The sequence below is a fragment of the Streptomyces sp. EDA2-14 genome, assembly GCF_054963755.1.
The window spans coordinates 1-20,792 of record NZ_JBUEGE010000035.1 but is presented as its reverse complement, the minus strand read 5'-3'; the positions used below and the strand labels follow the sequence as shown (position 1 = coordinate 20,792).

General features: G+C 69.9%; 21 protein-coding genes. 8 read left to right on the top strand and 13 right to left on the bottom strand.

Going from position 1 to position 20,792, the window contains the following annotated elements:
* Positions 1-167: 167 nt before the first annotated feature.
* Both ACY34M_RS41155 and ACY34M_RS41150 read right to left on the bottom strand, forming a co-directional pair.
* Positions 168-1,877, bottom strand: a complete 1,710-nt coding sequence (locus tag ACY34M_RS41155; protein ID WP_462723819.1) for a CocE/NonD family hydrolase — start codon at positions 1,875-1,877, stop codon at positions 168-170.
* Positions 1,878-1,974: 97 nt separating this feature from the next.
* Positions 1,975-2,634: a DUF3159 domain-containing protein gene (locus tag ACY34M_RS41150; RefSeq protein WP_462723820.1), complete on the bottom strand. Its 660-nt coding sequence runs from the start codon at positions 2,632-2,634 to the stop codon at positions 1,975-1,977.
* A 207-nt stretch (positions 2,635-2,841) separates the two neighbouring features.
* Between ACY34M_RS41150 and ACY34M_RS41145 the strand changes: the two genes are divergently transcribed.
* A complete protein-coding gene (locus tag ACY34M_RS41145; RefSeq protein ID WP_462723821.1) occupies positions 2,842-3,606 on the top strand; it encodes a MerR family transcriptional regulator in 765 nt (254 codons plus the stop codon).
* Here the strand turns inward: ACY34M_RS41145 and ACY34M_RS41140 are convergent.
* The 5 genes from ACY34M_RS41140 to ACY34M_RS41120 form a co-directional block, all read right to left on the bottom strand.
* A complete protein-coding gene (locus tag ACY34M_RS41140; protein ID WP_462723822.1) occupies positions 3,603-4,724 on the bottom strand; it encodes an acyltransferase family protein in 1,122 nt (373 codons plus the stop codon). The genes ACY34M_RS41145 and ACY34M_RS41140 overlap by 4 nt on opposite strands.
* Before the next feature lie 161 nt (positions 4,725-4,885).
* Positions 4,886-6,100 carry a cytochrome P450 gene (locus ACY34M_RS41135; RefSeq protein WP_462723823.1) on the bottom strand — a complete coding sequence of 405 codons (1,215 nt, stop codon included), beginning with the start codon at positions 6,098-6,100 and terminating at the stop codon, positions 4,886-4,888.
* Between the two features lie 54 nt (positions 6,101-6,154).
* The gene (locus ACY34M_RS41130; RefSeq protein WP_462723824.1) at positions 6,155-7,108 is read right to left on the bottom strand and encodes a PDR/VanB family oxidoreductase; all 954 of its coding nucleotides are present in this window, start codon (positions 7,106-7,108) and stop codon (positions 6,155-6,157) included.
* A gap of 68 nt (positions 7,109-7,176) precedes the next feature.
* The gene (locus ACY34M_RS41125; RefSeq protein ID WP_462723825.1) at positions 7,177-7,920 is read right to left on the bottom strand and encodes an IclR family transcriptional regulator; all 744 of its coding nucleotides are present in this window, start codon (positions 7,918-7,920) and stop codon (positions 7,177-7,179) included.
* 155 nt (positions 7,921-8,075) lie between these two features.
* Positions 8,076-8,315: a chaplin gene (locus tag ACY34M_RS41120; protein ID WP_462723826.1), complete on the bottom strand. Its 240-nt coding sequence runs from the start codon at positions 8,313-8,315 to the stop codon at positions 8,076-8,078.
* 355 nt (positions 8,316-8,670) lie between these two features.
* Between ACY34M_RS41120 and ACY34M_RS41115 the strand changes: the two genes are divergently transcribed.
* The gene (locus tag ACY34M_RS41115) at positions 8,671-9,231 is read left to right on the top strand and encodes an isochorismatase family protein (RefSeq protein ID WP_462723827.1); all 561 of its coding nucleotides are present in this window, start codon (positions 8,671-8,673) and stop codon (positions 9,229-9,231) included.
* A gap of 94 nt (positions 9,232-9,325) precedes the next feature.
* On the opposite strand, the gene ACY34M_RS41110 is transcribed toward ACY34M_RS41115, so the two are convergent.
* The 6 genes from ACY34M_RS41110 to benA are packed head-to-tail and all read right to left on the bottom strand — an operon-like array spanning position 9,326 to position 16,379.
* Positions 9,326-9,889 carry a tyrosine-type recombinase/integrase gene (locus ACY34M_RS41110; RefSeq protein WP_462723828.1) on the bottom strand — a complete coding sequence of 188 codons (564 nt, stop codon included), beginning with the start codon at positions 9,887-9,889 and terminating at the stop codon, positions 9,326-9,328.
* A 36-nt stretch (positions 9,890-9,925) separates the two neighbouring features.
* On the bottom strand, positions 9,926-12,655 hold the full coding sequence (locus ACY34M_RS41105) for a helix-turn-helix transcriptional regulator (RefSeq protein WP_462723829.1): 2,730 nt from the start codon (positions 12,653-12,655) through the stop codon (positions 9,926-9,928).
* A 30-nt stretch (positions 12,656-12,685) separates the two neighbouring features.
* Positions 12,686-13,462, bottom strand: a complete 777-nt coding sequence (benD, locus tag ACY34M_RS41100; RefSeq protein ID WP_462723830.1) for a benzoate diol dehydrogenase BenD — start codon at positions 13,460-13,462, stop codon at positions 12,686-12,688.
* Positions 13,459-14,493 carry a benzoate 1,2-dioxygenase electron transfer component BenC gene (gene benC, locus ACY34M_RS41095; RefSeq protein ID WP_462723831.1) on the bottom strand — a complete coding sequence of 345 codons (1,035 nt, stop codon included), beginning with the start codon at positions 14,491-14,493 and terminating at the stop codon, positions 13,459-13,461. The genes benD and benC overlap by 4 nt, the downstream gene beginning before the upstream one ends.
* Before the next feature lie 33 nt (positions 14,494-14,526).
* A complete protein-coding gene (gene benB / locus ACY34M_RS41090; protein ID WP_462723832.1) occupies positions 14,527-15,033 on the bottom strand; it encodes a benzoate 1,2-dioxygenase small subunit in 507 nt (168 codons plus the stop codon).
* Entirely contained in the window at positions 15,030-16,379 is a 1,350-nt protein-coding gene (gene benA, locus ACY34M_RS41085) for a benzoate 1,2-dioxygenase large subunit (RefSeq protein WP_462723833.1), read from the bottom strand. Before benA ends, benB begins: the two co-directional genes overlap by 4 nt.
* A 253-nt stretch (positions 16,380-16,632) precedes the next feature.
* On the opposite strand from benA, the gene ACY34M_RS41080 reads away from it, so the two are divergent.
* The 6 genes from ACY34M_RS41080 to ACY34M_RS41055 form a co-directional block, all read left to right on the top strand.
* Entirely contained in the window at positions 16,633-17,532 is a 900-nt protein-coding gene (locus ACY34M_RS41080; RefSeq protein ID WP_462723834.1) for a LysR substrate-binding domain-containing protein, read from the top strand.
* Positions 17,529-18,632, top strand: coding sequence for a mandelate racemase/muconate lactonizing enzyme family protein (locus tag ACY34M_RS41075; protein WP_462723835.1), 1,104 nt, complete (start codon positions 17,529-17,531; stop codon positions 18,630-18,632). The genes ACY34M_RS41080 and ACY34M_RS41075 overlap by 4 nt, the downstream gene beginning before the upstream one ends.
* A gap of 28 nt (positions 18,633-18,660) precedes the next feature.
* Positions 18,661-19,515, top strand: a complete 855-nt coding sequence (gene catA, locus ACY34M_RS41070; RefSeq protein WP_462723836.1) for a catechol 1,2-dioxygenase — start codon at positions 18,661-18,663, stop codon at positions 19,513-19,515.
* Between the two features lie 7 nt (positions 19,516-19,522).
* Positions 19,523-19,819 carry a muconolactone Delta-isomerase gene (gene catC / locus ACY34M_RS41065; RefSeq protein ID WP_462723837.1) on the top strand — a complete coding sequence of 99 codons (297 nt, stop codon included), beginning with the start codon at positions 19,523-19,525 and terminating at the stop codon, positions 19,817-19,819.
* On the top strand, positions 19,819-20,574 hold the full coding sequence (locus tag ACY34M_RS41060) for a CoA transferase subunit A (protein WP_462723838.1): 756 nt from the start codon (positions 19,819-19,821) through the stop codon (positions 20,572-20,574). The genes catC and ACY34M_RS41060 overlap by 1 nt, the downstream gene beginning before the upstream one ends.
* A partial coding sequence (locus tag ACY34M_RS41055; RefSeq protein ID WP_462723839.1) for a CoA-transferase occupies positions 20,574-20,792 on the top strand: 219 nt, incomplete at its 3' end. The genes ACY34M_RS41060 and ACY34M_RS41055, both read left to right, overlap by 1 nt.

Sequence of the window (20,792 nt, the reverse complement as noted above, 5' to 3'; positions counted from 1 at the left end):
GGGTCGCCTGAACACTCGGCGCGGCAGCGGATCGAGTGCGCACATGCCGCACTGCCGCCTTCTTGGAACCCTACGCAGATCCGGGACAGCGACCAGATCCGTGAGAATCAATCAGTTGACGATATGTGTCAGCGCGACGCGCGGCGCGACCGCCGCGGCGCCCGGTGTCAGTCGCGTGTCGTGGGGACCGTGAACGACGGGGGCTGTGTGGGCAGTTGCTTCTTCGTGTACGTCTTCAGGTAGGTGTCGAGGTACGGGGAGCGCCTGCCCTCGGTGGCCCGGTCGTCGGTGGGGTCGTCGACGGAGAGGGTGAGACGTGCGTCGTTCACCTTGATGGGGTCGCCGGTCGGGGTGTCGACCCACGCGCCGTCCTGGATCGTGCCGATCTCGACGGCCAGGGAATGCCCGGCCTTGAGCCGCCAGTCGGTCGACTTGAGGTCCACGGCGACGCGGCCGGAGTCGTCCGCGATGGCGACCTGCTGGTCGAACATGACGGCGGAGCCGTCCGGTGCGGCGTCGTACAGCTTCACCATGACGTTGCCGCTGCCCTCGGTGTTCAGGTGGATCCGGGGTGTGCCGGTGAGGCGGACGTCGCGCTGGACCGGTTCGGACCACGTGAAGTAGCTCGCCGATGCGCCGGGTTCGCCCCGGTCCACGTAGGACCCGTCGCGCAGCGGCACATCGGCGGACCGGTCCGCGATCGGCCAGGTGTCCTGGGCGCGCCAGGTTCCGGTGCTGTCCTGGACGGCGAAGGCCGGGTGGTCGGTCGTGGGGTCGATGCCCTTGAGCTGCTGGTCGTAGAAGGACATGACTTCCTTGAACCAGCCCGCGCGGCCCATCTGCAGGCGCCCGTCCTCGGTGCGTTCGTTGCCGCGTACGTGGTCCCACTGGCCGAGCCAGCCGCGCTCGGTGCCCCGGTGGCCCGCGAGGTACTCCTGCATCGCCTCCGGCGTGGTGTTCGACTCGATGAAGCCCTGGGTGAAGAACAGCGGGGTGTCACTGCCCTTGGCCTGCTGCGCCAGGTCGCGCTGTCGCCAGTACGGGTCCCCGGGATCGGCCTTGAGGTTGTTGTCCGTGTTGAGGGCGGCGCATTCGGGGTGCTTCAGCTCGTACTGGTTGTTCTTCTTGTAACGCTTCTGGTCGTCGGGCAGCGGCGGCAGCTGCGCGATCTGGTTGTACGTGTTGGGGGCGAGGACGCCGCCGAGCTTCGGCACCCTGTTGGAGCGGGTCAGCCGGTACATGTCCCAGACGGGTTCCTGGGCGACGACGGCCTTCAGGGCGTCCTGGTCCAGGTTGTTGCCGACGAGGGCGGTCGTCGCGTCGTACGACTTGCCGTACATGCCGACCTTGCCGGTGGACCAGGGCTGCTTGGCCGCCCAGTCGATCGCCGCCTTGACGTCGGCCTGCTCGCCCTTGCCCATGTAGTCGAGGCAGCCGCTGGACCCGCCGAAGCCGCGCAGGTCCACCTGGACCAGGGCGTAGCCCCGTTGGAACAGGTCGCCTCCCTCGACGAGGTCCTTGAAACGTGCGGACGGGCCGGTCTTCTTCCACTTCTCGTCCGAGAGCTCTCCGGAGTGGCCGAAGTAGGAGCCGACCGAGAGGACGACCGGCACCTTCTTGCCCTGTGGCAGGTCCTCGGGCAACAGGACATCGGCGTGCAGATCGGTGCCGGAGCCGTCGGAGGACGGGAAGTAGTGCTGGGTCCACGCGGCCCCCTTGGGGACACGCTCGTTGTCCGCATGTGTCACCGCGTCATCGGCGGCGGATGCCGTGGGGGCGGCGGACCGTGCCGCGCCGGCGGGCGCGACATGGGCGCCGGCGAGGGCCAGCACGGTGAAGGCGGCGGTGGCCGCGGCGGGCAGCGGGATCTTCTTCATGGTCTTCTCCGGGAGATGGGTGGGCCGGGCACCGGGCTCGCTCGACGGAAGCACGGTGCGTGGTGGGAGGAGGTGACACCGTGCCGTCGCGGCAGGGTCAAGGCCGCTCCACGAGCCGTTTGGTCGAACGGCGGAAGTCCCAGAGGACGACGACCAGCGCCAGCGCGAGCAGCGGTGCGCCCATGCCGACCTTGGCGAGGGCGAGCAGGCCCGTGGAGTCGCTCTCGTAGAGCCACAGCTGCACGCCGAACCGGGCCGCGAACAGGACGGTCAGGGTGGCGGTGGCGAGGTCGTGCGCCAGCAGGCTGGGACGGTCGTCCCGCCACGGGTGCCGGTTGCCGTGCAGCGCGTTCCACAACAGGCCGGTCAACGGCCTGCGGGCCAGCAGCGAGCCGGCCAGGAGCACCGAGCCCGCGCAGCTCGCCCAGATCCCGATCAGGAAGAACCCGCCCGCCGAGCCGATCCAGGCCGCGACACCGCCCGCCGCCGCGACGCCGAAGACCCCGCTGGACGCCGCGGTGAACGGCTCGCCGCGCGCCATCCGCCACCCGGCGATGAGCACGGCCACGGCGAGCGCGATGCCGATCGCCACCGGCAGCCGGCCGAGCGCGGCGTTCGCGGCGACGAAGGCGGCGACCGGGACCGCCGAGTACACCATCCCTTTGGTGCCGCCGAGTTGGTCGAGCAGTTTCTGCTGCGCCTGGCTCTGCCCGGCGGGGCGGAGCCCGGCCGTTTCGGTGCGGTGGTGCTCGGTCATGGCGTACTCCTCGGTCGTCGCGAATCCGTGCCGTCGGTGCGCTGTGAACCAGGAGAAACTGTGCCGCTGCGGCACAGTCAAGCCGGTCCGTGAGGGACGCGGTGGCGCTTGACCGTGCCGCGACGGCATGGTTTCGAATGGAGCGAGCGAACGGGGTGGGCACAGGCCGCGCGCCGAGCCACGAAGAGTCGAACGGAGTGCGAAGCAATGGCATGGAGCACGCGTGAGATCGCCGAGCTCGCGGGCACCAGCCTGCGGGCCGTACGCCACTACCACGAGGTCGGTCTGCTCGATGAGCCGGAGCGCCGGGCCAACGGCTACAAGCAGTACGGCGTGGCCCATCTCGTCCGGCTGCTGCGCATCAAACGCCTGGTCGACCTGGGGTTCCCCCTGTCCCGGATCGCGGAGATGAGCGCGACCGACGATCATCCGGAGGAAGCATTGCGCACGCTCGACGCCGAACTGGCCGCCACCATCGAACGGTTGCAGCGCGCCAGGATGGAACTCGGATTCATCCTGCGCAAGGAGGTCCCGACCGACCTGCCCCTGGAATTCGCCACGGCGGCCGCGGCCGACACCCCGATGTCGGAGACGGACCACTCGTTCCTCACCGTGATGAGCACCGTGCTCGGCCCGAAGGGCACGGCGGCCTACGCCGACCTGATGAAGAAACCCGTCATCGATCCCGCCGGGGCGGCGTTCGAGCACCTGCCGGCCGACGCGGACGAAGAGACCCGCGCCGACGTCGCCGAGCGTCTCGTTCCCTTCGTGCAGTCCCTGCAACGGGAGCACCCCGGGTTGCGCACCCTGCCCGCCGACGCCCCGCGGGGCGAGGAATTCGCGAAGAAGACCGTCGGCAAGGCCGTCCTGGATCTCTTCAACCCCGCCCAAGTGGACGTCCTGCGCCGGCTGGGCATCCTGCTCGCAGAAGCGGCGCGACGGGACGCAGCGCAGCCGGGCGGCACCTCCTAGCCGTACGGCTCGTAGGAAGGCGTGCGCTCCCGCGGTGCGGCGGGCACCTTCGCGTGGGTCTGCGGGCCCGCGGGCGCCGTGGCCGGAAAGAACCAACTCACCTTCGGCTCGACCAGGAAGCGGAAGCACTTCCTGACCGGTGCGGTGCACAGCAGCGTCATCATCGTGGCGGCGAGCACCGTGACGGCGAGGCGCCCGACCGGTGTGTCCACCCAGCCGGCCGTGTACCAGTCGTCCACGCGGGCGAAGCGGATCGGGTAGATGTGCAGCAGGTACGCGTACAGGGTCCCGGCCCCCAGCGCGGTGAACCAGGCACGGCGCCTGGGCACCCACGCCAGGAAGCTCGCGGTGAGGACGAGCGAGCAGCCGAAGAGGGCGAACGTCATCATCGCGCCGGTCCACGCGGGCACGCCCAGGTCCTGGGCCGCCTTGTCGTGCAGCAGCCAGGCGTTGGACATCTTCGGCACGGCCCAGTACGCGAAGCCCAGCGTGCCGAGGGCGACGACGGCGGCGAGGGGCCGCGCCCTCCGGTGGCGCAGCAACTGGAAGTGGTCCGGACGCAGTTTCAGGCCGAGCACGAAGAACGGCAGGAACTGCGCGATGCGCATCAGGTCGAGGTCGGCGCCGATGCTGGGCGTCACGCTGGCCCCCGCCGCGATGACCAGAGACACCGGCACCGGCCAGCGGATGTTCTTCCACAGCGGCGTCGTCAGGCGCCACAGGAAGAGCGCGACGAGGAACCACAGCGCGAAGCCCGGCTGCTGGTAGTGGAATTCGCGGTCGGGGTTGTCGATGAGCCGCATGAAGAGGGTGTAGAGCGTCTGGAAGACGACGTACGGCAGCGCCACTCCCGTGACCAGCCGCTTCAACTGCCGCGGCGTGCCCTCGTAACTGCGCGAGAGGTAGCCGGAGACGATGATGAACGCCGGCATGTGGAAGGCATAGACGACCATGTACAGCGCGCTCGCCATGCGGCTGTCCTCGGCGAGCGGCGCCCACGAATGGCCCAGGGCGACAAGCACGATCGTGAAGTACTTGGCGTTGTCCAGAAACGGATCCCGCTGCCGATCGGCCGGCCCGGCCGCGTTCTTCCCGCGCCCGTCGGGTCTGAGGGGCACGTCTGTTGACTGCGACTCAGAGGCTGGGGGCAACGGTGCACGCTTGGGGCCGAGTGTCGTCATCACTGACCGACGCTAGTGCCTGACTCTGAGAAAATCATGAAATTGATGTTTGGGAAGAGAATTCCGGCCAGAATGGCGCGTCCACGTCGACGTCGCGGTCAGGTGGCGAGGTGGACCCGGACGGGGAGCGACGCCCAGGACCGGAGCGTGTTGTTGATGTGGCGCCGAGGCGGGCGGGTCGGCGAGAAGCTCTCGACCCGGCGGGCCAGCGCCGTCAGCAGCGCCTCGGCCTCCAGCCGGGCGACGTGCTGGCCGATGCACTGGTGCAGCCCCATGCCGAAACCCACGTGACCGGACGGGTCGCGGGTGAGGTCGAACCGGTCGGGGTCGCTCCAGCGGTCCGGATCGCGGTTCGCGGAGCCGAGCGACATCAGGATCTTCGTCCCCTCGGGCACGACGGTCCCCGCGACCGTGACATCGCGCGTCGCCGTACGGAAGAACGTCTGCACCGGCGACTGCCAGCGCACCGCCTCCTCGAACGCGATCCGGGCCACGTCCGGCTTCTCCCTGAGCCGTTGCCACTCCTCGGGATGCGTCGCGAAGGCGTAGAGGCAGGCCGCCAGGCCGTGCACCGTGGTGTCGACGCCCGCGGTCAACAGCGAGCGCACCACCAAGGGCGCCTGCTCGTGGGTGATGTCGCCACGATCGGCAGCGGCCCAGACGGCCGCGCCGAAACCGTCCTCGGTGAGCGCCTCCCGCACGCACTGCTCCCCCACCCGGGCGCCGAGTCGCGCCGCCCGGTCGGCGTCGGCGGCGACGAGGTCGTTGCGTGGCCCGAAGGCGTTGAAGGCCATGTTCCCGTACGGCAGCAGGTTCTCGCGGCCGTCGGGCCCGAGCCCCACCGCATCGGGGAACACACGCAGTGGGAAGGCTTCCGCAAGCGCCGGGAAGGCGTCGAACTCGTCCCCTGCGGTGAGGACTTGGTCGACGAGTTCCTCCGCCCGAGCGAACGACAGCTCGCGCAACCGGCGCAGCGCGGGCGGTGCGAGGATCTCGCGCAGCACGCGACGCGGCGCGTCGTGCGCGGGCGGGTCCGCCTCCAGGAGGAGGCTGGGGGTCCGCCAGGGTTGTTCGTGACGGAAGTTGGCCAGCCCCACTCCGGATCCCGATTCGAAGCTCTGCCAGTCGACGAGCGCCGCGTGCACGTGCTCGTAGCGGGCGAAGGCGTGGACGTCGTAGCGGGTGAGGTACACGACCGGGCCTGCGGCGCGCAGCGCGCGGTGCAGCGGTTCGGGGTCCAGCAGGTTGTCGTGGGAGAACGGGTCGGCGTCGCTGGCCGGAGGTGTCTGGGCGCGCGGGATGGTCTCGGTCACGGCGGCTCCTCGGACGAAACATTGGGGGAATTCGGGCGGCGGGTGTCGGCCCGCTCAGAGGTCGAGCACCAGGCGGTCGCCGCGTGAGCGCGATACGCACACGAACATGCAGTCGTTCGCGGTGCGTTGACGGTCCGTGAGGACGGAGTCGCGGTGGTCGGGGCTGCCGTCCAGGACCGGCGTCAGACAGGTTCCGCAGGTTCCCTGCTCGCAGGAGGAGAGCACATCGACGCCGGCCGCGCGCACGGCCTCCAGGACGGTGACCTCGGGGCTGACAGTGACGACGTGTCCGCTGCGCCGCAGCTCCACCTCGAAAGGAGTGTCGCGCACGGGAGCGGTGCGCTCCGCGGCGACGAACCGCTCGGTCCGCAGCGCGTACGGAGGCCATCCGGCACAGACCCGCTCCACGGCGTTGAGCAGCGGCGCGGGCCCGCAGCAGTACACCTTGGTGTCCGAGCGGGGTTCGCCCAGCCACGCGTCCAGATCGAGCATCCCGCGCTCGTCCTGCGGGACGACGTGCACGCGACGTCCGTACTCGGCCGCCAGCTCCGCCGCGTAGGCCATGGAGCCGCGACTGCGCCCTCCGTACAACAACTCCCATTCCACGCCCAGCAGATGCGCTTGCCGCAGCATCGGCAGCAGGGGCGTGATGCCGATGCCGCCCGCGATGAAGACGTAGCGATCGGCAGGCACGAGAGGAAAGTTGTTGCGGGGGCCGCCGACGCCGACCCGGTCCCCCATACGCAGTCTGTCGTGCACGTAGGCGGAACCGCCGCGGCCGTCCTGCTCCCGGAGGGTCGCGATGCGGTACGTGTGGGCGTCCCAGCGGTCTCCGCACAGCGAGTACTGCCGCACCGTGCCGTCGGGGAGGATCAGGTCGATGTGCGCGCCCGGCGTCCAGTCGGGAAGTCGTGCGCCGTCCGGGCGGGCGAGTGTCACCGACACCACGCCGTCGGCCACGGTCTCCTTGCCGGTGACTGCGAGTGTCACCACGTTGGTGTCGACCACGTTGTCGCCTCCCGCCCTTGGGTTGCAGGAAGAATGCGCGTCGACGCGCGGCCCGGGCGAGCGGATTCTCAATGGTTGAGAGGGAATCCGGGCGGTGCCCGGCGCACGGCGATGTGCAGCGCCCTGGAGATTCCGCGCGCCGCGGTCCGCACCACGGGCACGACGGCCGAGCCGCCGCCTTCGTTGGGCACGATCACGGAGAGCGCGGCCAGGACGTTTCCGCCCGCGTCGCGGATGGGGGCGGCGATACCCAATGCGTCCGGATGGACGTAACCGGGGCAGCAGGAGAAGTCCCGCTGCCGTACGTCGGCGAGCACTTGCCGCAGTCGTCGTTCCGTCGCCGGGGTGTTCGCGGTGTAGCGGTGCAGGGGTTCTTCCAGGACGCGCCGGAGCAGGTCGGTGGGGCCGTGCGCGAGGAGAACGAGTCCGCTGGAGGAGGCGTGCAGCGGCAGCCGGCCCGCGATGCGGGTGTAGTTGACGACGGCGCCGGGCGCGCTGAGCCGTTCCAGGAACAGCACCTCGTCACCGTCCAGCATCGCCAGCTGCACGTGGTGGCCCACCACGTCGTGGACGCCCTCCATGAACGGCATCGCGGCGTCCCGCAGCGACAGCGCGGGCGAGGCCCGGGTCGCCAACTCCCACAGACGAAGGCCGATACGAACCCGTCGGTCGGCATCCCTGGACAGGAACTCGTGCGACACCAGCTCGGCGACGAGCCGCGAGGCGGTGGCCACGTGCAGCCCCGTACGCCGGGAGATCTCAGAGACGGTCAGCGCGGGCTCGTCCGGCGTGAACGCCTCAAAGATCTTCACGGCCCTCGCCAGCACCGACTCACCGTTCCGTGTCCTCACCCGGCCATCATCGGCGTACGTGCCGAGGCGTCAAGGGGAGACATCGGCTTCCGAAGCCGTTCGGCAAGGAGCCCCCGGACCCCTTCGGGTCCGGGGGCTCCCCCTGCCTGCCATGGTCAGCCGTTGGCGCAGCCGTTGCCGAAGGCCGGGTTGAGCAGCCCGATGACGCTGACGGCGTTGCCGCAGGCGTTGACCGGGACGTGCACCGGGGCCTGAACCAGGTTGCCGGAGATCACACCGGGCGAGTTCTGCGCCACGCCCCACGCGTCACTGTCTGCCGCAGCCATGCCGGCGCCCCCGAGGACGGCGATACCGGCCGCGGCTGCCGTGAGACCCAGCTTGATCATCGGCTTCATGAAGACTCCTTGAGTGAGACGAAGGCTGACGGATACACATCCCGTCACCACCCAGCCACTCACAGGTTCCGCCGTCGCGCCTCCCGGGAGGGCCGACCCGGGGGTGACCCACCGTGACGTACGAGGGCACGGGTCACCCCTTGCCGCTCCCCCACCGTCACTCTGCGTAGCATTTCGGGTGTCATTCCAAGGCCGCGTCGAAGACCGCCCGGTTGGTCGAGGTGAAGGCGTGCTCGCGTTCGGACCATCGGATTCGAGGCGGCGTCGAGCCCGTATCCGTCGTCAAACGTCGGGCTCCCGCGCCCACTTGTGTGGTTTGCTCAGGGCACCATTCCGGCGACAGCGAAGGACGATCATGACCACATTGGAGAACCGGCCGAACACCGCGCTTCTCGTCGTGGACGTGCAGACGGGGGTCGTCGAAGGAGTCCACCGGCGGGACGTGGTGGTCGCGAACATCGCGGGCCTCGTCGGCCGTGCACGACGGGAAGGCGTTCCGGTCGTCTGGGTCCAGCACTCCGACGAAGACCTCACCAAGGGGAGCGACGACTGGCGCATCGTCCCGGAACTGACCCCACAGGACAGCGAGGCACACGTCCACAAGAACTACGGCGACTCCTTCGAGGACACCGATCTGGAGACCGTGCTCGCGGGGCTCGGGGTCGGGCGGCTCGTCGTCGTCGGCGCGGAGACCGACGCGTGCATCCGCTCGACGCTCCACGGCGCGTTCGTCAGGGGGTACGACGCGGTGCTGGTCGGCGACGCCCACACGACGGGCGACAAGACGGCCTGGGGCGCACCGTCGCCGGCCCGGGTCATCGCGCACACGAACCTGTACTGGTCCCGCCAGAGCGCGCCGGGACGGACGGCAGGAACAGTCGAAACCAAGGACGTCGCCTTCGACGGCACGTCCTGACAGCCCGGCCGGCGGGCCTGTGGGACATGCACCGAACCCCGTGATGCCGGTGTGTGCTGTCTGGAACATTCGCCGCGTCTGAACTGGTGACCTGCTACCGCCACGCACGGCGCATCTGCTCGAAGCGGCGCGGCAACGGGAAGCCCGGCTCGCCGACATGACGGGCATTCAGCCGGCCGATCAGCCGGTCCCACGACTGCTGCATGCCGCGCGGGTGAATCGGCATTCCGACGTGATACAACGTGCCGTCCGGCTTGTGCGCGGCCCGCACCGTCACGAACAACGCCCGCACCCGGTCGCCTTCGATCGGCCCGTGCATCACCCGCTTCCGGGCCTCCAACCACCAGCCGACCACCGTCAACGAGGCGTCGTCGAGCGGATACGTGCGCAGGTAGCGCGAGCCGGTCGCCGGGCCCGGCCGCGCGTGCCACACTCCGACCGCGCCCGCCTCCAGGTCGACGTCGTCGACGGTGACCTGTTGCAGCTCCCCCACCCTCGCCCGCCCACCGGTCGCCCGCGCCAGCGTGAGGACACACGCCAGCCGCACCTGCTCCGGCTCGGCGCGCCCGCGGTCGGCCTCGTCGACGACGAGACGCCAGACCCGCTCGGCCGTCTCCAAGCGGACCGGAGGATGCGTCGGGTTCGGGGTCGATGCCATGGCCGGAAGCCTAAGCCCACCGGCCGACCGCACCGGCTACGTCTCCTTGAACCGTGCCGCGAGTTCGCTGCGCGAGCGGATGCCCAGCTTCGAATACACGTGGGTGAGGTGGTACTGAACCGTCTTGACGGAGATGTACAGCTCCAGGGCCGTCTGCTTGTTGGTCGCTCCCGCGCCGACCAGCCGGGCGACGGCTCTCTCCTGGGCGGTGAGCCGGGACAGGTCCTCGCCGGAGCGCACCGCGTGCACACCACCGGCCTGGATCTCGCGGTCGCAGCGCTCTACGTAGGTCCGCGCGCCGAGCGTCGCGTAGACCTCTCGCGCGCTGGTGAGCACCGCGTCGGCTTCTCGGCGCTTTCCCGCGCGGCGCAGTGTCTGGCCGAACGCAAAGTTCACCCGCGCCCTGTCGTAGGGCAGGGGCAGCGGATCCAGGCGGTCGAGGGCCTTCTCGAAGCAGGCTCGGGCGCCGTCGATGTCCCCGGTGGCTCCGGCCAGGCGGCCGAGTGCGAGGCCGAGCCGTGCCTGCGTCGATCTGTGGTCGCGGAGGTCGGCGAGTTCCTCGTAGGGGCTGAGGAATTCTTCGGCTTCCTTGAGCTGTCCCGTCATGACCAGGGCGTTGGCGTAGATGTCCTGCCACGGCCAGAATCCCGGCTCGTCGATGGACTTGCGGGTGGGGAGCTGGACGATGGGGGCGAGGGCGTCGAGGACGCGCTGGTAGTCGCCGCGTGCCTCGGCCACGTGGGCCCGCGCCAGGCAGGACGGCACGAGCATCACCTCGTACTGGTGGGCGACTGCGGAGCCGGAGGTCAGATGCGTCTCGGCCTGGTCCCAGTTGCCGCGCAGCGCGTGGATCTGGGCGGCGGTCCAGTGAACCAGGGGGCGGACCAGTTCGATCCGGGCCTCCACCAGACGTGCCTCCGCCCGCTGCGTCGTCTCCAGCGCCTCGGTCCAGCTGCCCAGCGCGAACTGGGTGCGGGCCAGCCACGCCTGCGCCCACAGGGAGATGCGGGTGGACCCCAGGCGGAAGCTGGTGGGGACCGCTTCTTCGAGGCGGCGTCGTGCCGCCTCGGGCATGTCCAGCGCGAGGTCGACCCAGCCGCGCCCCAGTTGGAAGCGCTGGGGCTGTGCTCCACCGGGAAGGCGCGCTGCCACCACTTCGTAGGCGGCGACGGCCTCCTCGTGGCGGCCGGAACCGGCGAGCCCCAGGCCCAGCACGGCTTCGGACTCGATGGCCGACGGGTCCGTGGGGTCGGCGAGCTCCTGCGCCCGCCTCGCCCAGATGACGAGGGACTCGCCGTCCCAGCCGCCCAGCGCGTGCAGTACGCGGCGCTGGCAGATCTTGGCCATGAGGTCCGGCTGCCGCGCGGGGTCGCACTGGGCGTAGGCCCGGTCGAGGAAGGCGTCCGCCTCCGCGGGGCGGCCGCGCATGATGGCGAGGTATCCGAGGACGACCTCGCGCAGCGTCGTGGCCGGGAAGCTCTCCAGCTCCGCGGCGAACAGACCGGCCTGCGGTACGTCACCGGCGCCGATCATCGCGTCGACCGCGCGCAGGAGACGGTCCTCCCGGTCCCGTAGCCGCGGGCTGAGCCGGCTGGCCTGGACGAGTGTGTCGGCGACGGTGGCCCACTCCCCCGCCTGGGCGCGCTCCGTGGCGTAGGCGTCCAGGTCCGCGGCGAGTTCCTGATCGACGGACGGCGCGGCGGCGACCATGTGTGTGAGGCGCCGGCCGCGGTCGTGGACGATGCCCGTGGCGCGGTGGTGCAGTTCGGCCCGGCGCGCGAGGCCGAGGGTGGTGAGGACGGCCGCCCTGGTCAGGGGCTGGGCGAAGGCGAGTTGGAGGCGGCCGGGGTCGACGCCTGCGACGAGCAGTCCGGCGGTGCGTGCCTCGTCCACGGCCGTCAGCGGTTCGTCGAGGCCGGCCAGTTCGGCGGCCTGCGTGAGCGCCACGTCGTCGCCGAGCACGGCGCAGGCTTCCACCAGGGCCCGTGCCCGCCGGCCGCAGCGGTCCAGGCGGTGCTGGACGACCGTGGTGTAGCGGGCCGGGGCCGGGAGTTCCGGGCGCCAGTCCTGCCAGATCTCGGCCGGGAGTTCGTGGAGCAGTTGCTGGATGTGCCGCGGGTTGCCCCGGGTGTGGCGGCACAGGTGGCGTGCCGCGGGCAGCGGGAGCACCAGGCCGTGGCAGTCGTACGCCAGTTGCCGGACCTGTTCGGGGCCCAGCGGCAGGATCCGCACGGCGTCGTCGCGGCAGCCGTCGAGGAAGTCCAGTGTGTCGAGCAGGGCCGGTGGGGTCGCCGCCCGGGGCTCGATGACCTCGTGGATGTCGGTGCGGGCGGACAGCACGATCAGGACACGCTCGTCCTTCAGTCGGCGCAGCGCCGAGGAGATCGCCCGCAGGCTCTCGACGTCCGCCCAGTGTGCGTCCTCGACGACGACGAGCAGCGGCCCGCGTTCCTGGCGCGCGGTGAGCCGCGCTCGCAGGAGCCGGGCCGCCTGGAGGACCGATTCCGGGGCGTCGGCGAGCAGGAGCTGGGCCGCGAGGCCGAGGGGGACGCCGGATTCCCAGCTCACTCCTGCGACCTGCATCAGGGTGCCGGAGTGGCGGGAGAGAGCGTCCTCGATCAGCGCCGACTTGCCGCTGCCCGCCGGTCCCTCGACCAGGACGATGCCGGGTCGTCCCGCGAAGGCCGCGTCGATCCTCCGGGCGAGCGCGCTCTGCTCGCCCGCCCGGCCGATCAGACGTCGTCGCTGCTCAGGCCGGTCGTTCATCTGCTTGCACGCTAGCACTCACGGCGCCGCTCACCCCTGGTCCCCGCCCGCCACCGGCAGTACGGACCCGGTGATGTACGAGGCCTCCGGGGACGCCAGGAAGCAGATGGCGGCCGCCTGTTCCTCCAGGGTGCCGTAGCGGTTCAGCAGGGAGGAGCCGAGTGTCTGGTCGATGTGTGCCTGGAACCAGTCCTTCTCCTGCTGCGACCGCTGCGGCGGCGTCCCCCGCGAGATCCGCCGCTCGGGAGCCCGCGTGCCGCCCGGTGCGGTCGCCACCACGCGGATCCCGGAGTCGGCGTACTCGAAGGCGAGCGAGGCGGTCAGGGCGTTGATGCCGCCCTTGGCCGCCGAGTAGGGAATGCGGTGGATTCCGCGGGTGGCTGCCGAGGACACGTTCACGATGGTGCCGTGTCCCTGGTCGACCATGGTGGGCAGGACCGCGCGGCAGCACCACAGGGCGGGCATCAGCGACCGGCTCACCTCGGCCTGGATCTCGGCGGCGGTGAACTCGGTGTACGGCTTGAAGTTGATGGCTCCGCCGACCGTGTTGACCAGGATGTCGACGCCGCCGAGGTGTGCGGCGGCGCTGGACACGGCTTCCTCCGCACCCTCGTAGGTCTCGAGGTCGGTGACGCACGCGGTGGCCTTGATGTCGTCGGCGGCCTCGGCGACGAGTTCGGAGCGGTCCACCAGGAGCAGCGTCGCGGACTCCGCCGCCAGGCGCCGGGCCACGGCGAGTCCGATGCCCTGTGCCGCGCCGGTGACCACGACGCGCTGTCCGGCGAACCGGTCGGGGTGCACGCTCACGCGGCGACCTCCGCCGTCTCCCGGGTCAGGGCCGGGGTGAACTTCTCGTAGTGGAAGGTGGACGGCGTCACGCCCAGGGCGGTGATGTGGCTGCGGACGGCCTCGACCATGGGCGGCGGGCCGCAGAGGTAGATGTCGGTGTCCCCGTCGTTGAGTGTCTTCGCGTCCATCAGGCCGGTGACGAAGCCGGTGTTGCGGGCCGTGCTGGCGGCATCGGCGACGCAGTGGTCGAACGTGAAACCGGGGATGACCTCCGCGTAGTCCTCCAGGGTGTCCAGATGGACGAGGTCGCGGTCCGAGGTGACTCCGTAGAGCAGGTGCACGGGGTGCTCGGGTGCCTTGCGTGTCATCTCCTCCAGCATCGACAGCAGCGGCGCGAGGCCGGTGCCGCCGGCCAGCAGCAGTGCGGGCCGGTTCTGCTCCCGCAGGTAGAAGCTGCCCATGGGGCCGGTGAGTTCGAGGTGGTCGCCGACCTTGGCCCGCTCGCTCAGATAGCCGGACATGGCGCCGCCGGGGACGATCCGCACCAGGAAGGACACCTGGCCCTGTGCGGGTCCGGAGCTGAACGAGTAGGAGCGGTGCTCGTCGGTGCCGGGGACGGCGATGTTCACGTACTGGCCCGGCAGGAAGTCCAGTTGGTCGCGCTCGGCCAGGTCGAGGGTGAACTCGACGGTCGTGTCGGAGTGCCGCTTGATGTCCGTGAGGGTGGCGGTATGGGCCGAAGGACCGGTCTTGGCGGCGGTCGACGACGAGGCGATGCGCAGCACCAGGTCGCTGTGCGGTGTCATCTGGCAGGGCAGGCAGTACCCGTCGGCGGACTCGTCGTCGCTGAGGGCGTCCTCGATGTAGTCGCCCCCGTCGTAACTGCCTGATTCGCACAGGGACTTGCAGGTACCGCAGGCGCCGTCGCGGCAGTCGAGGGGGATGTTGATGCGGGCCTTGTAGGAGGCCTCGGCCACGGTCTCGTCGGGGCGGCAAGCGATGAACCGGGTGACGCCGTCCTCGAAGTTCAGGGCTACCTGGTAGGTCATGCGAAGCTCATTTCGTGGTGCGGGCGGGTCGGTTCACAGGTGGTAGACGTCGACGACGTGGTGCACGAAGTCGTTCTTGAGGACGACCTTCTTCCGCGTGATCAGGGGCTGCGGCCCGGAGACGTCAAGCGTGTAGAACGACGTGCCGAAGTACGTGTCCGTGGTCTGGTAGCGGTAGTAGAGGGTGAACCAGTTGAAGCGCAGGTCGATCCGGTCGCCGTCGCGCGCGACGATCTCGACGTTGCTGATGTTGTGGCCGGTGCGCGGCTCCGGGAGGCTGGTCGCGCTGGAGCGGTCGGTGCGGATGCGGAACACCCGGTCCTCCAGGCCCGCGCGGCTGGAGTAGTAGATCAGCGAGATCTCGCGCTGCGGGTCCGTGGTCAGCCGGTCGTCGTCGGCCCAGGCCGGCATCCAGAACTCGGCGTCGGGGTGGTAGCACTCCAGCCACTGCTCGAACTCGCGGTCGTCGAGATGACGGGCCTCGCGGTAGAGGAACTGCTGGAGCCGCTCGAGAGTGAACTGCTCGGTCGCCGTGCTCACTTGGTCTCCTCCAGGGCCTTGCTCAGAGTGCCGAGCCAGTAGCCGTGCTGGATGGGGTACAGGCCCTCGTCCTCGGTGCGCACGCCGCTGGCGATCGGGTTGATGCCGATCTTCTTCGCGTCCTCGTCCGGACCGTCGATCTGGTGCACGGCGCCCCGGCTGAGGTCGTTCCAGGGGGCGGTGGACGCCGCCATGTAGGTCTTCTGGCAGGAGCGGAACTCCTCCAGGTCGTCCGGGGTGGCCATGCCGGTGGCGTTGAAGAAGTCCTCGTACTGGCGGATGCGCTGGGCGCGGGCCTCGGCCGGCTCGCCCTTGGGGGCGATGCAGTAGATGGTGACCTCTGTCTTATCCACGGCGATCGGCCGGAAGTGCCGGATCTGCGAGCTGAACTGGTCCATCAGGTAGACGTTCGGGTAGAGGCAGAGATTGCGGGAGACGCCGATCATCCAGTCGGCGCGCTCGGCGCCCACGCGCCCGGCCAGTTCCTCGCGCTTGTCGAACAGGGGCCGGTTGGCCGGGTCGAGCCACTTCGTCCACAGCAGCAGATGTCCGTGGTCGAAGGAGTAGAAGCCGCCCTCCTGCTTGGCCCAGCCGCCGGCGTCCATGGTCTTGGTGTCGTTCTTCGACTCGCCGGAGGTGCGTCGCGCCTGGGTGGCGGCGTAGTTCCAGTGGGTGGCGGAGACGTGGTAGCCGTCGGCGCCGTTCTCCGCCTGCAGCTTCCAGTTGCCGTCGTACTGGTACGTCGACGAGCCGCGCAGCACCTCCAGGCCCTCGGGCGACTGGTCGACGATCATGTCGATGACGACGGCGGCGTCACCGAGGTGCTCGGCCAGCGGCTTGACGTCGGGGTTGAGGCTGCCGAAGAGGAATCCGCGGTAGTTCTCGAACCGGGCGACCTTCGTGAGGTTGTGGGAGCCGTCCTTGTTGAACTGCTCCGGGTAGCCCGCCTCTCGCGGGTCCTTCACCTTCAGCAGCTTGCCGGTGTTGTTGAACGTCCAGCCGTGGAACGGGCAGGTGAAGGTGGTGCGGTTGTCCGTCTTGCGGCGGCACAGCATCGCGCCGCGGTGACTGCACGCGTTGATCAGGCAGTGCAGCTCCCCCTGCTTGTCACGGGAGACGACCACCGGCTGCCGGCCGATGTGGGTGGTGAAGTAGTCGCCGACCTCCGGGAGCTGGCTCTCGTGCGCGAGATAGACCCAGTTCCCCTCGAAGATGTGCTTCATCTCCAGCTCGAAGAGTTCCTCGTCGGTGAAGATGTTCCGCCGGACCCGGTACGTGCCGCTGTCCGGGTCCTCCACGAGAGCGCCTTCGAGGATGGTCCGCGCACGGCTCAAAGCCTCGGCCATGATCCCGTCCCTCCGCTGATCGGTGTCCCACCGCCCGGACCACCCGGTCGGCAACGGCGTGTTACGGCCGCTTTTCAGCACCATGACAGCGCGGTGAAGCATCGTCCCCGGGCATTTCCCCGGGGTTGACCCAGGGGGGTATTGATATCGCGGGCATATGAATAGCCTTCAATCAAGTATTTGTGCGGTATGGGAGTGCCTCCTACGCTGATCCGTATTCGAGGGCTCCGACACGAAGCGACAGGGGCAACCGATGGAACTGAGGCATCTCCGCTACTTCGCGGCCCTCGCCGAGACACAGCACTTCGGCAGGGCGGCGGAACAGCTCCACATGGCGCAGCCGCCGCTCTCCCAGGCCATCCGGCGCCTGGAGACGGAACTGGGCGTGGAACTGTTCCGCCGCACCACCCGGCAGGTCGCCCTGACCGGGGCGGGCGAAGTGTTCCGCACCGATGTGGAGCGCATCCTCCAGGCCGTCGACGAGGCGGTCGCCCGGGTGGCGCGCTTCTCCTCCGGCGCGGAAGGGGTGCTGCGCATCGGCCTGACCGGTTCGGCCTCGTACCGACAACTGCCCGCACTGGCACGGCTCGTGAAACGCGAGATGCCCCAAGTCATGCTGGAGGTGCACACCGAGATGCTCACACCCGCACAGGAGACCGCGCTCGTCGAACGCCGTCTCGACATCGGTGTCCTGCGCCCGCCGGTCCGCCAGGAAGGCATCACCCACCGCGCCATCGCGACCGAGTCCCTGCTCGTCGCCGTCCCCGAGCGCCACTGGCTCGCCGAGGCCGACACCGTCCGCGTCCGGCAGCTGCGCCACGAGGACTTCATCATGTACGGGGCGACCCTCGGCTCGGTGGTCAACGACGCCGTCGTCCGCAGCTGCACCGCGGCCGGCTTCTACCCGCACTGCGCCTACGAAGTCACCGAGACCTCGGCGGCGCTCGCCCTGGTGGCCGCCGGGCTCGGCATCGCCGTACTGCCCGACTCCATCCGCTCCGCACCCCGCGAGGGCGTGGTCTGCAAGGAGATCGACGACGCCGGGAGCGTCCGCCTGGACCTGGCCTGGCGCGAGGACGACGACTCCCCCGTACTACGGCACCTGCTCAAGGTGCTCGAGCGCCACAACGTGTTCCTTGAAGGAGCGGCATGAAGATCGTCCGCGTAGAGGCCATCCCCTTCGCCATCCCCTACGTCAAGCCCCTGCGCTTCGCCAGCGGCGAGGTGCACACCGCGGACCACGTCCTCGTCCGCGTCCACACCGACGAGGGTCTGGTCGGCACCGCCGAGGCACCACCGCGCCCCTACACCTACGGCGAGACCCAGGAATCCATCGTCGCGGTGATCGACAAGATCTTCGCCCCGCAGATCCTGGGCCTGACACCCCTGGAGCGCGAGGTCGTGCACGAGCGCCTGGACCGCACCGTCGGCAACCCGACGGCCAAGGCCGCCCTCGACATGGCGCTGTGGGACATCCTCGGACAGGCCTCGGGCCAGCCCGTCAACGGACTGCTGGGCGGCTACGGCGACCGTATGAAGGTCAGCCACATGGTCGGCTTCGCACCGGCCGACCAGATGGTCGCCGAGGCCCGCAGGATCCGCGACGTGCACGGCATCACCACCTTCAAGGTGAAGGTGGGGCGCCGCCCCTACCGGGACGACGTCCAGGCCTGCCGGGCCCTGCGCGAGGCCTTCGGCGACGGCGTCGACCTCTACATCGACGGCAACCGCGGCTGGAGCGCCGCGGAGTCCGCCCGCGCACTGAACGAAATGAGCGACCTGAACCTGCTCTTCGCCGAGGAACTGTGCCCGGCCGACGACGTACTGGGCCGCCGCTGGCTCGTCGAGCGCTGCGCCATTCCCTTCATCGCCGACGAGAGCGCCACCAGGGCCGCCGAAGTCACCCGCGAGGTCCTCGGCGGTTCGGCCAACGCCGTGAGCATCAAGACCGCCCGCACCGGTTTCACCGCCTCCCAGCGGGTGCTGCACGAGTGCGAGGGTCTGGGCGTCCCTGTCGTGATGGGCAATCAGATCGACGGCCAGATCGGCACGTTGTGCTCGGTCGCCTTCGGCGCCGCCCACCGCACCAGCTCCCAGTACGCGGGCGAACTGTCCAACTTCCTCGACATGAGCGACGACCTGCTGACCGAGCCGCTGACCATCGAGGACGGCACCCTGCGCGTGCGCGAGGGCTCCGGTCTCGGCATCGCCATCGACCCCGACAAGCTGTCCCGCTACCGGCAGGACACGTGACCATCCGACTCCAAGGGACGGGAACACCATGACGGACACCATCGCCGAGCAGGCAACCGCCGCGGCATCCGGCGCCGCCGCCACCGAGCAGTTCCGCGCCAAGCTGCGCACCGGAGCCGCCGACGTCGACACCGAGCGCGTCGACACCCTCGTCACCGACCTCCTCCGGGCCACCCACGAGATCATCCGCCGCCACAAGGTCACCTACGCCGAGTACGACGCCCTGAAGTCCTGGCTCATCTCGGTCGGCGAGGACGGCGAGTGGCCGCTGTTCCTCGACGTGTGGATCGAGCACGTCGTCGAGGAGGTCGCCAACGAGAACCGCGAGGGCAGCAAGGGCACCATCGAGGGCCCGTACTACGCGCCCGACTCGCCGACCCTGCCCGCCGAGGCGACCCTGCCGATGCGCGCCGACGAACCCGGCACCCCGCTGCTCTTCCAGGGCCAGGTCCGCTCCGTCGACGGCACCCCGCTCGCCGGGGCCCACGTCGAGATGTGGCAGGCCGACGACGACGGCTTCTACTCGCAGTTCGCACCCGACATCCCGACGTGGAACCTGCGCGGCACCGTCGTCGCCGACGACCAGGGCAACTTCAAGATCCACACGATCCAGCCCGCGCCCTACCAGATCCCCACCGACGGCTCCTGCGGCCGACTGATCGCCGCCGCCGGCTGGCACGCCTGGCGCCCGGCCCACCTCCACCTGAAGGTGTCCGCCGAGGGGCACGACCTCATCACCACCCAGCTGTACTTCAAGGGCGGTTCGCACGTCGCCGACGACATCGCCTCCGCCGTGAAGCCGGAACTCATCCTCGATCCCACCCCGACCGGAACCGGCAACAACCACGAGGTCACCTACGACTTCGTCCTCGACAAGGTGTGATTCCCCGATGCTCTTCGCCGTACGCATGGACGTGGCCATCCCGCGCGACCTCCCCGACGAAGTCCGCGGAGACCTGGTCGCCAGGGAGAAGGCCTACTGCCAGGCCCTTCAGAAGTCCGGTCGGTGGGTGCACATTTGGCGCCTCGTCGGCCAGTACTCCAATCTCTCCGTGTTCGACGTGGAGGACAACGAAGCGCTCCACCAGATCCTGTGGAACCTGCCGTTGTTCCCCTACATGACCATCGACGTATCGCCGCTGGCCCAGCATCCGTCGGCGCTCGCCACCCCGGCGGGAGAGGCGTGATGGACAAGGTCCTCGCCGACGCGGGCGCAGCCATTGCCGATGTTCCCCACGGTGCGTCTCTCGCCGTGGGGGGCTTCGGCCTCAGCGGTGTGCCGAACGTGCTGATCAAGGCGTTGTGCGAGCAGGGCACCGGGAACCTGTCGGTGGTGTCGAACAACTGCGGCGCCATGGACTCCGGCCTCGCGGTACTGCTGAGCGCGGGGCGGATCGCCCGCGTCACCGGCTCCTACATCGGCGCGAACAAGGAGTTCACCCGCCAGTACCTGGCCGGGGAGATCGAGGTCGAGATGATCCCCCAGGGCACCCTCGCCGAGCGGCTCCGCGCCGGCGGCGCCGGCATCCCCGCCTTCTACACCCCGGCCGGCGTCGGCACCCAGGTCGCCGACGGCGGCCTGCCCTGGCGCTACGACGGCACCGGCGGCGTCGCCAAGGCCTCCCCGCCCAAGGAGGTCCGGGCCTTCGACGGCATCGAGTACGTCCTGGAGCGCGGCATCCGCACCGACTTCGCGCTCGTCCGGGCCGCCAAGGGCGACCGGCACGGCAACCTGGTCTTCAACAAGTCCACCCGCAACTTCAACCCCCTCGCCGCCCAGGCCGGAAAGATCACGATCGCCGAGGTCGAGGAGCTGGTCGAGCCGGGCGAGATCGAGCCGGACGCCGTGCACCTGCCCGGCATCTTCGTCCAGCGCGTCATCGCCCTGACGCCGGAGCAGGCCACCGACAAGGGAATCGAGAAGCGGACGGTGAGCAACTGATGTCCTGGACCCGTGAAGAGATGGCCGCCCGCGCCGCGCGTGAGCTGCGCGACGGCCAGTACGTCAACCTCGGCATCGGCCTGCCGACGCTGATCCCCAACTACCTCGGCGGCGACGTCGAGGTCATCCTGGAGTCCGAGAACGGCATCCTGGGCACCGGCCCCTACCCCACCGACGACGCGGTCGACCCCGACCTCATCAACGCGGGCAAGGAGACG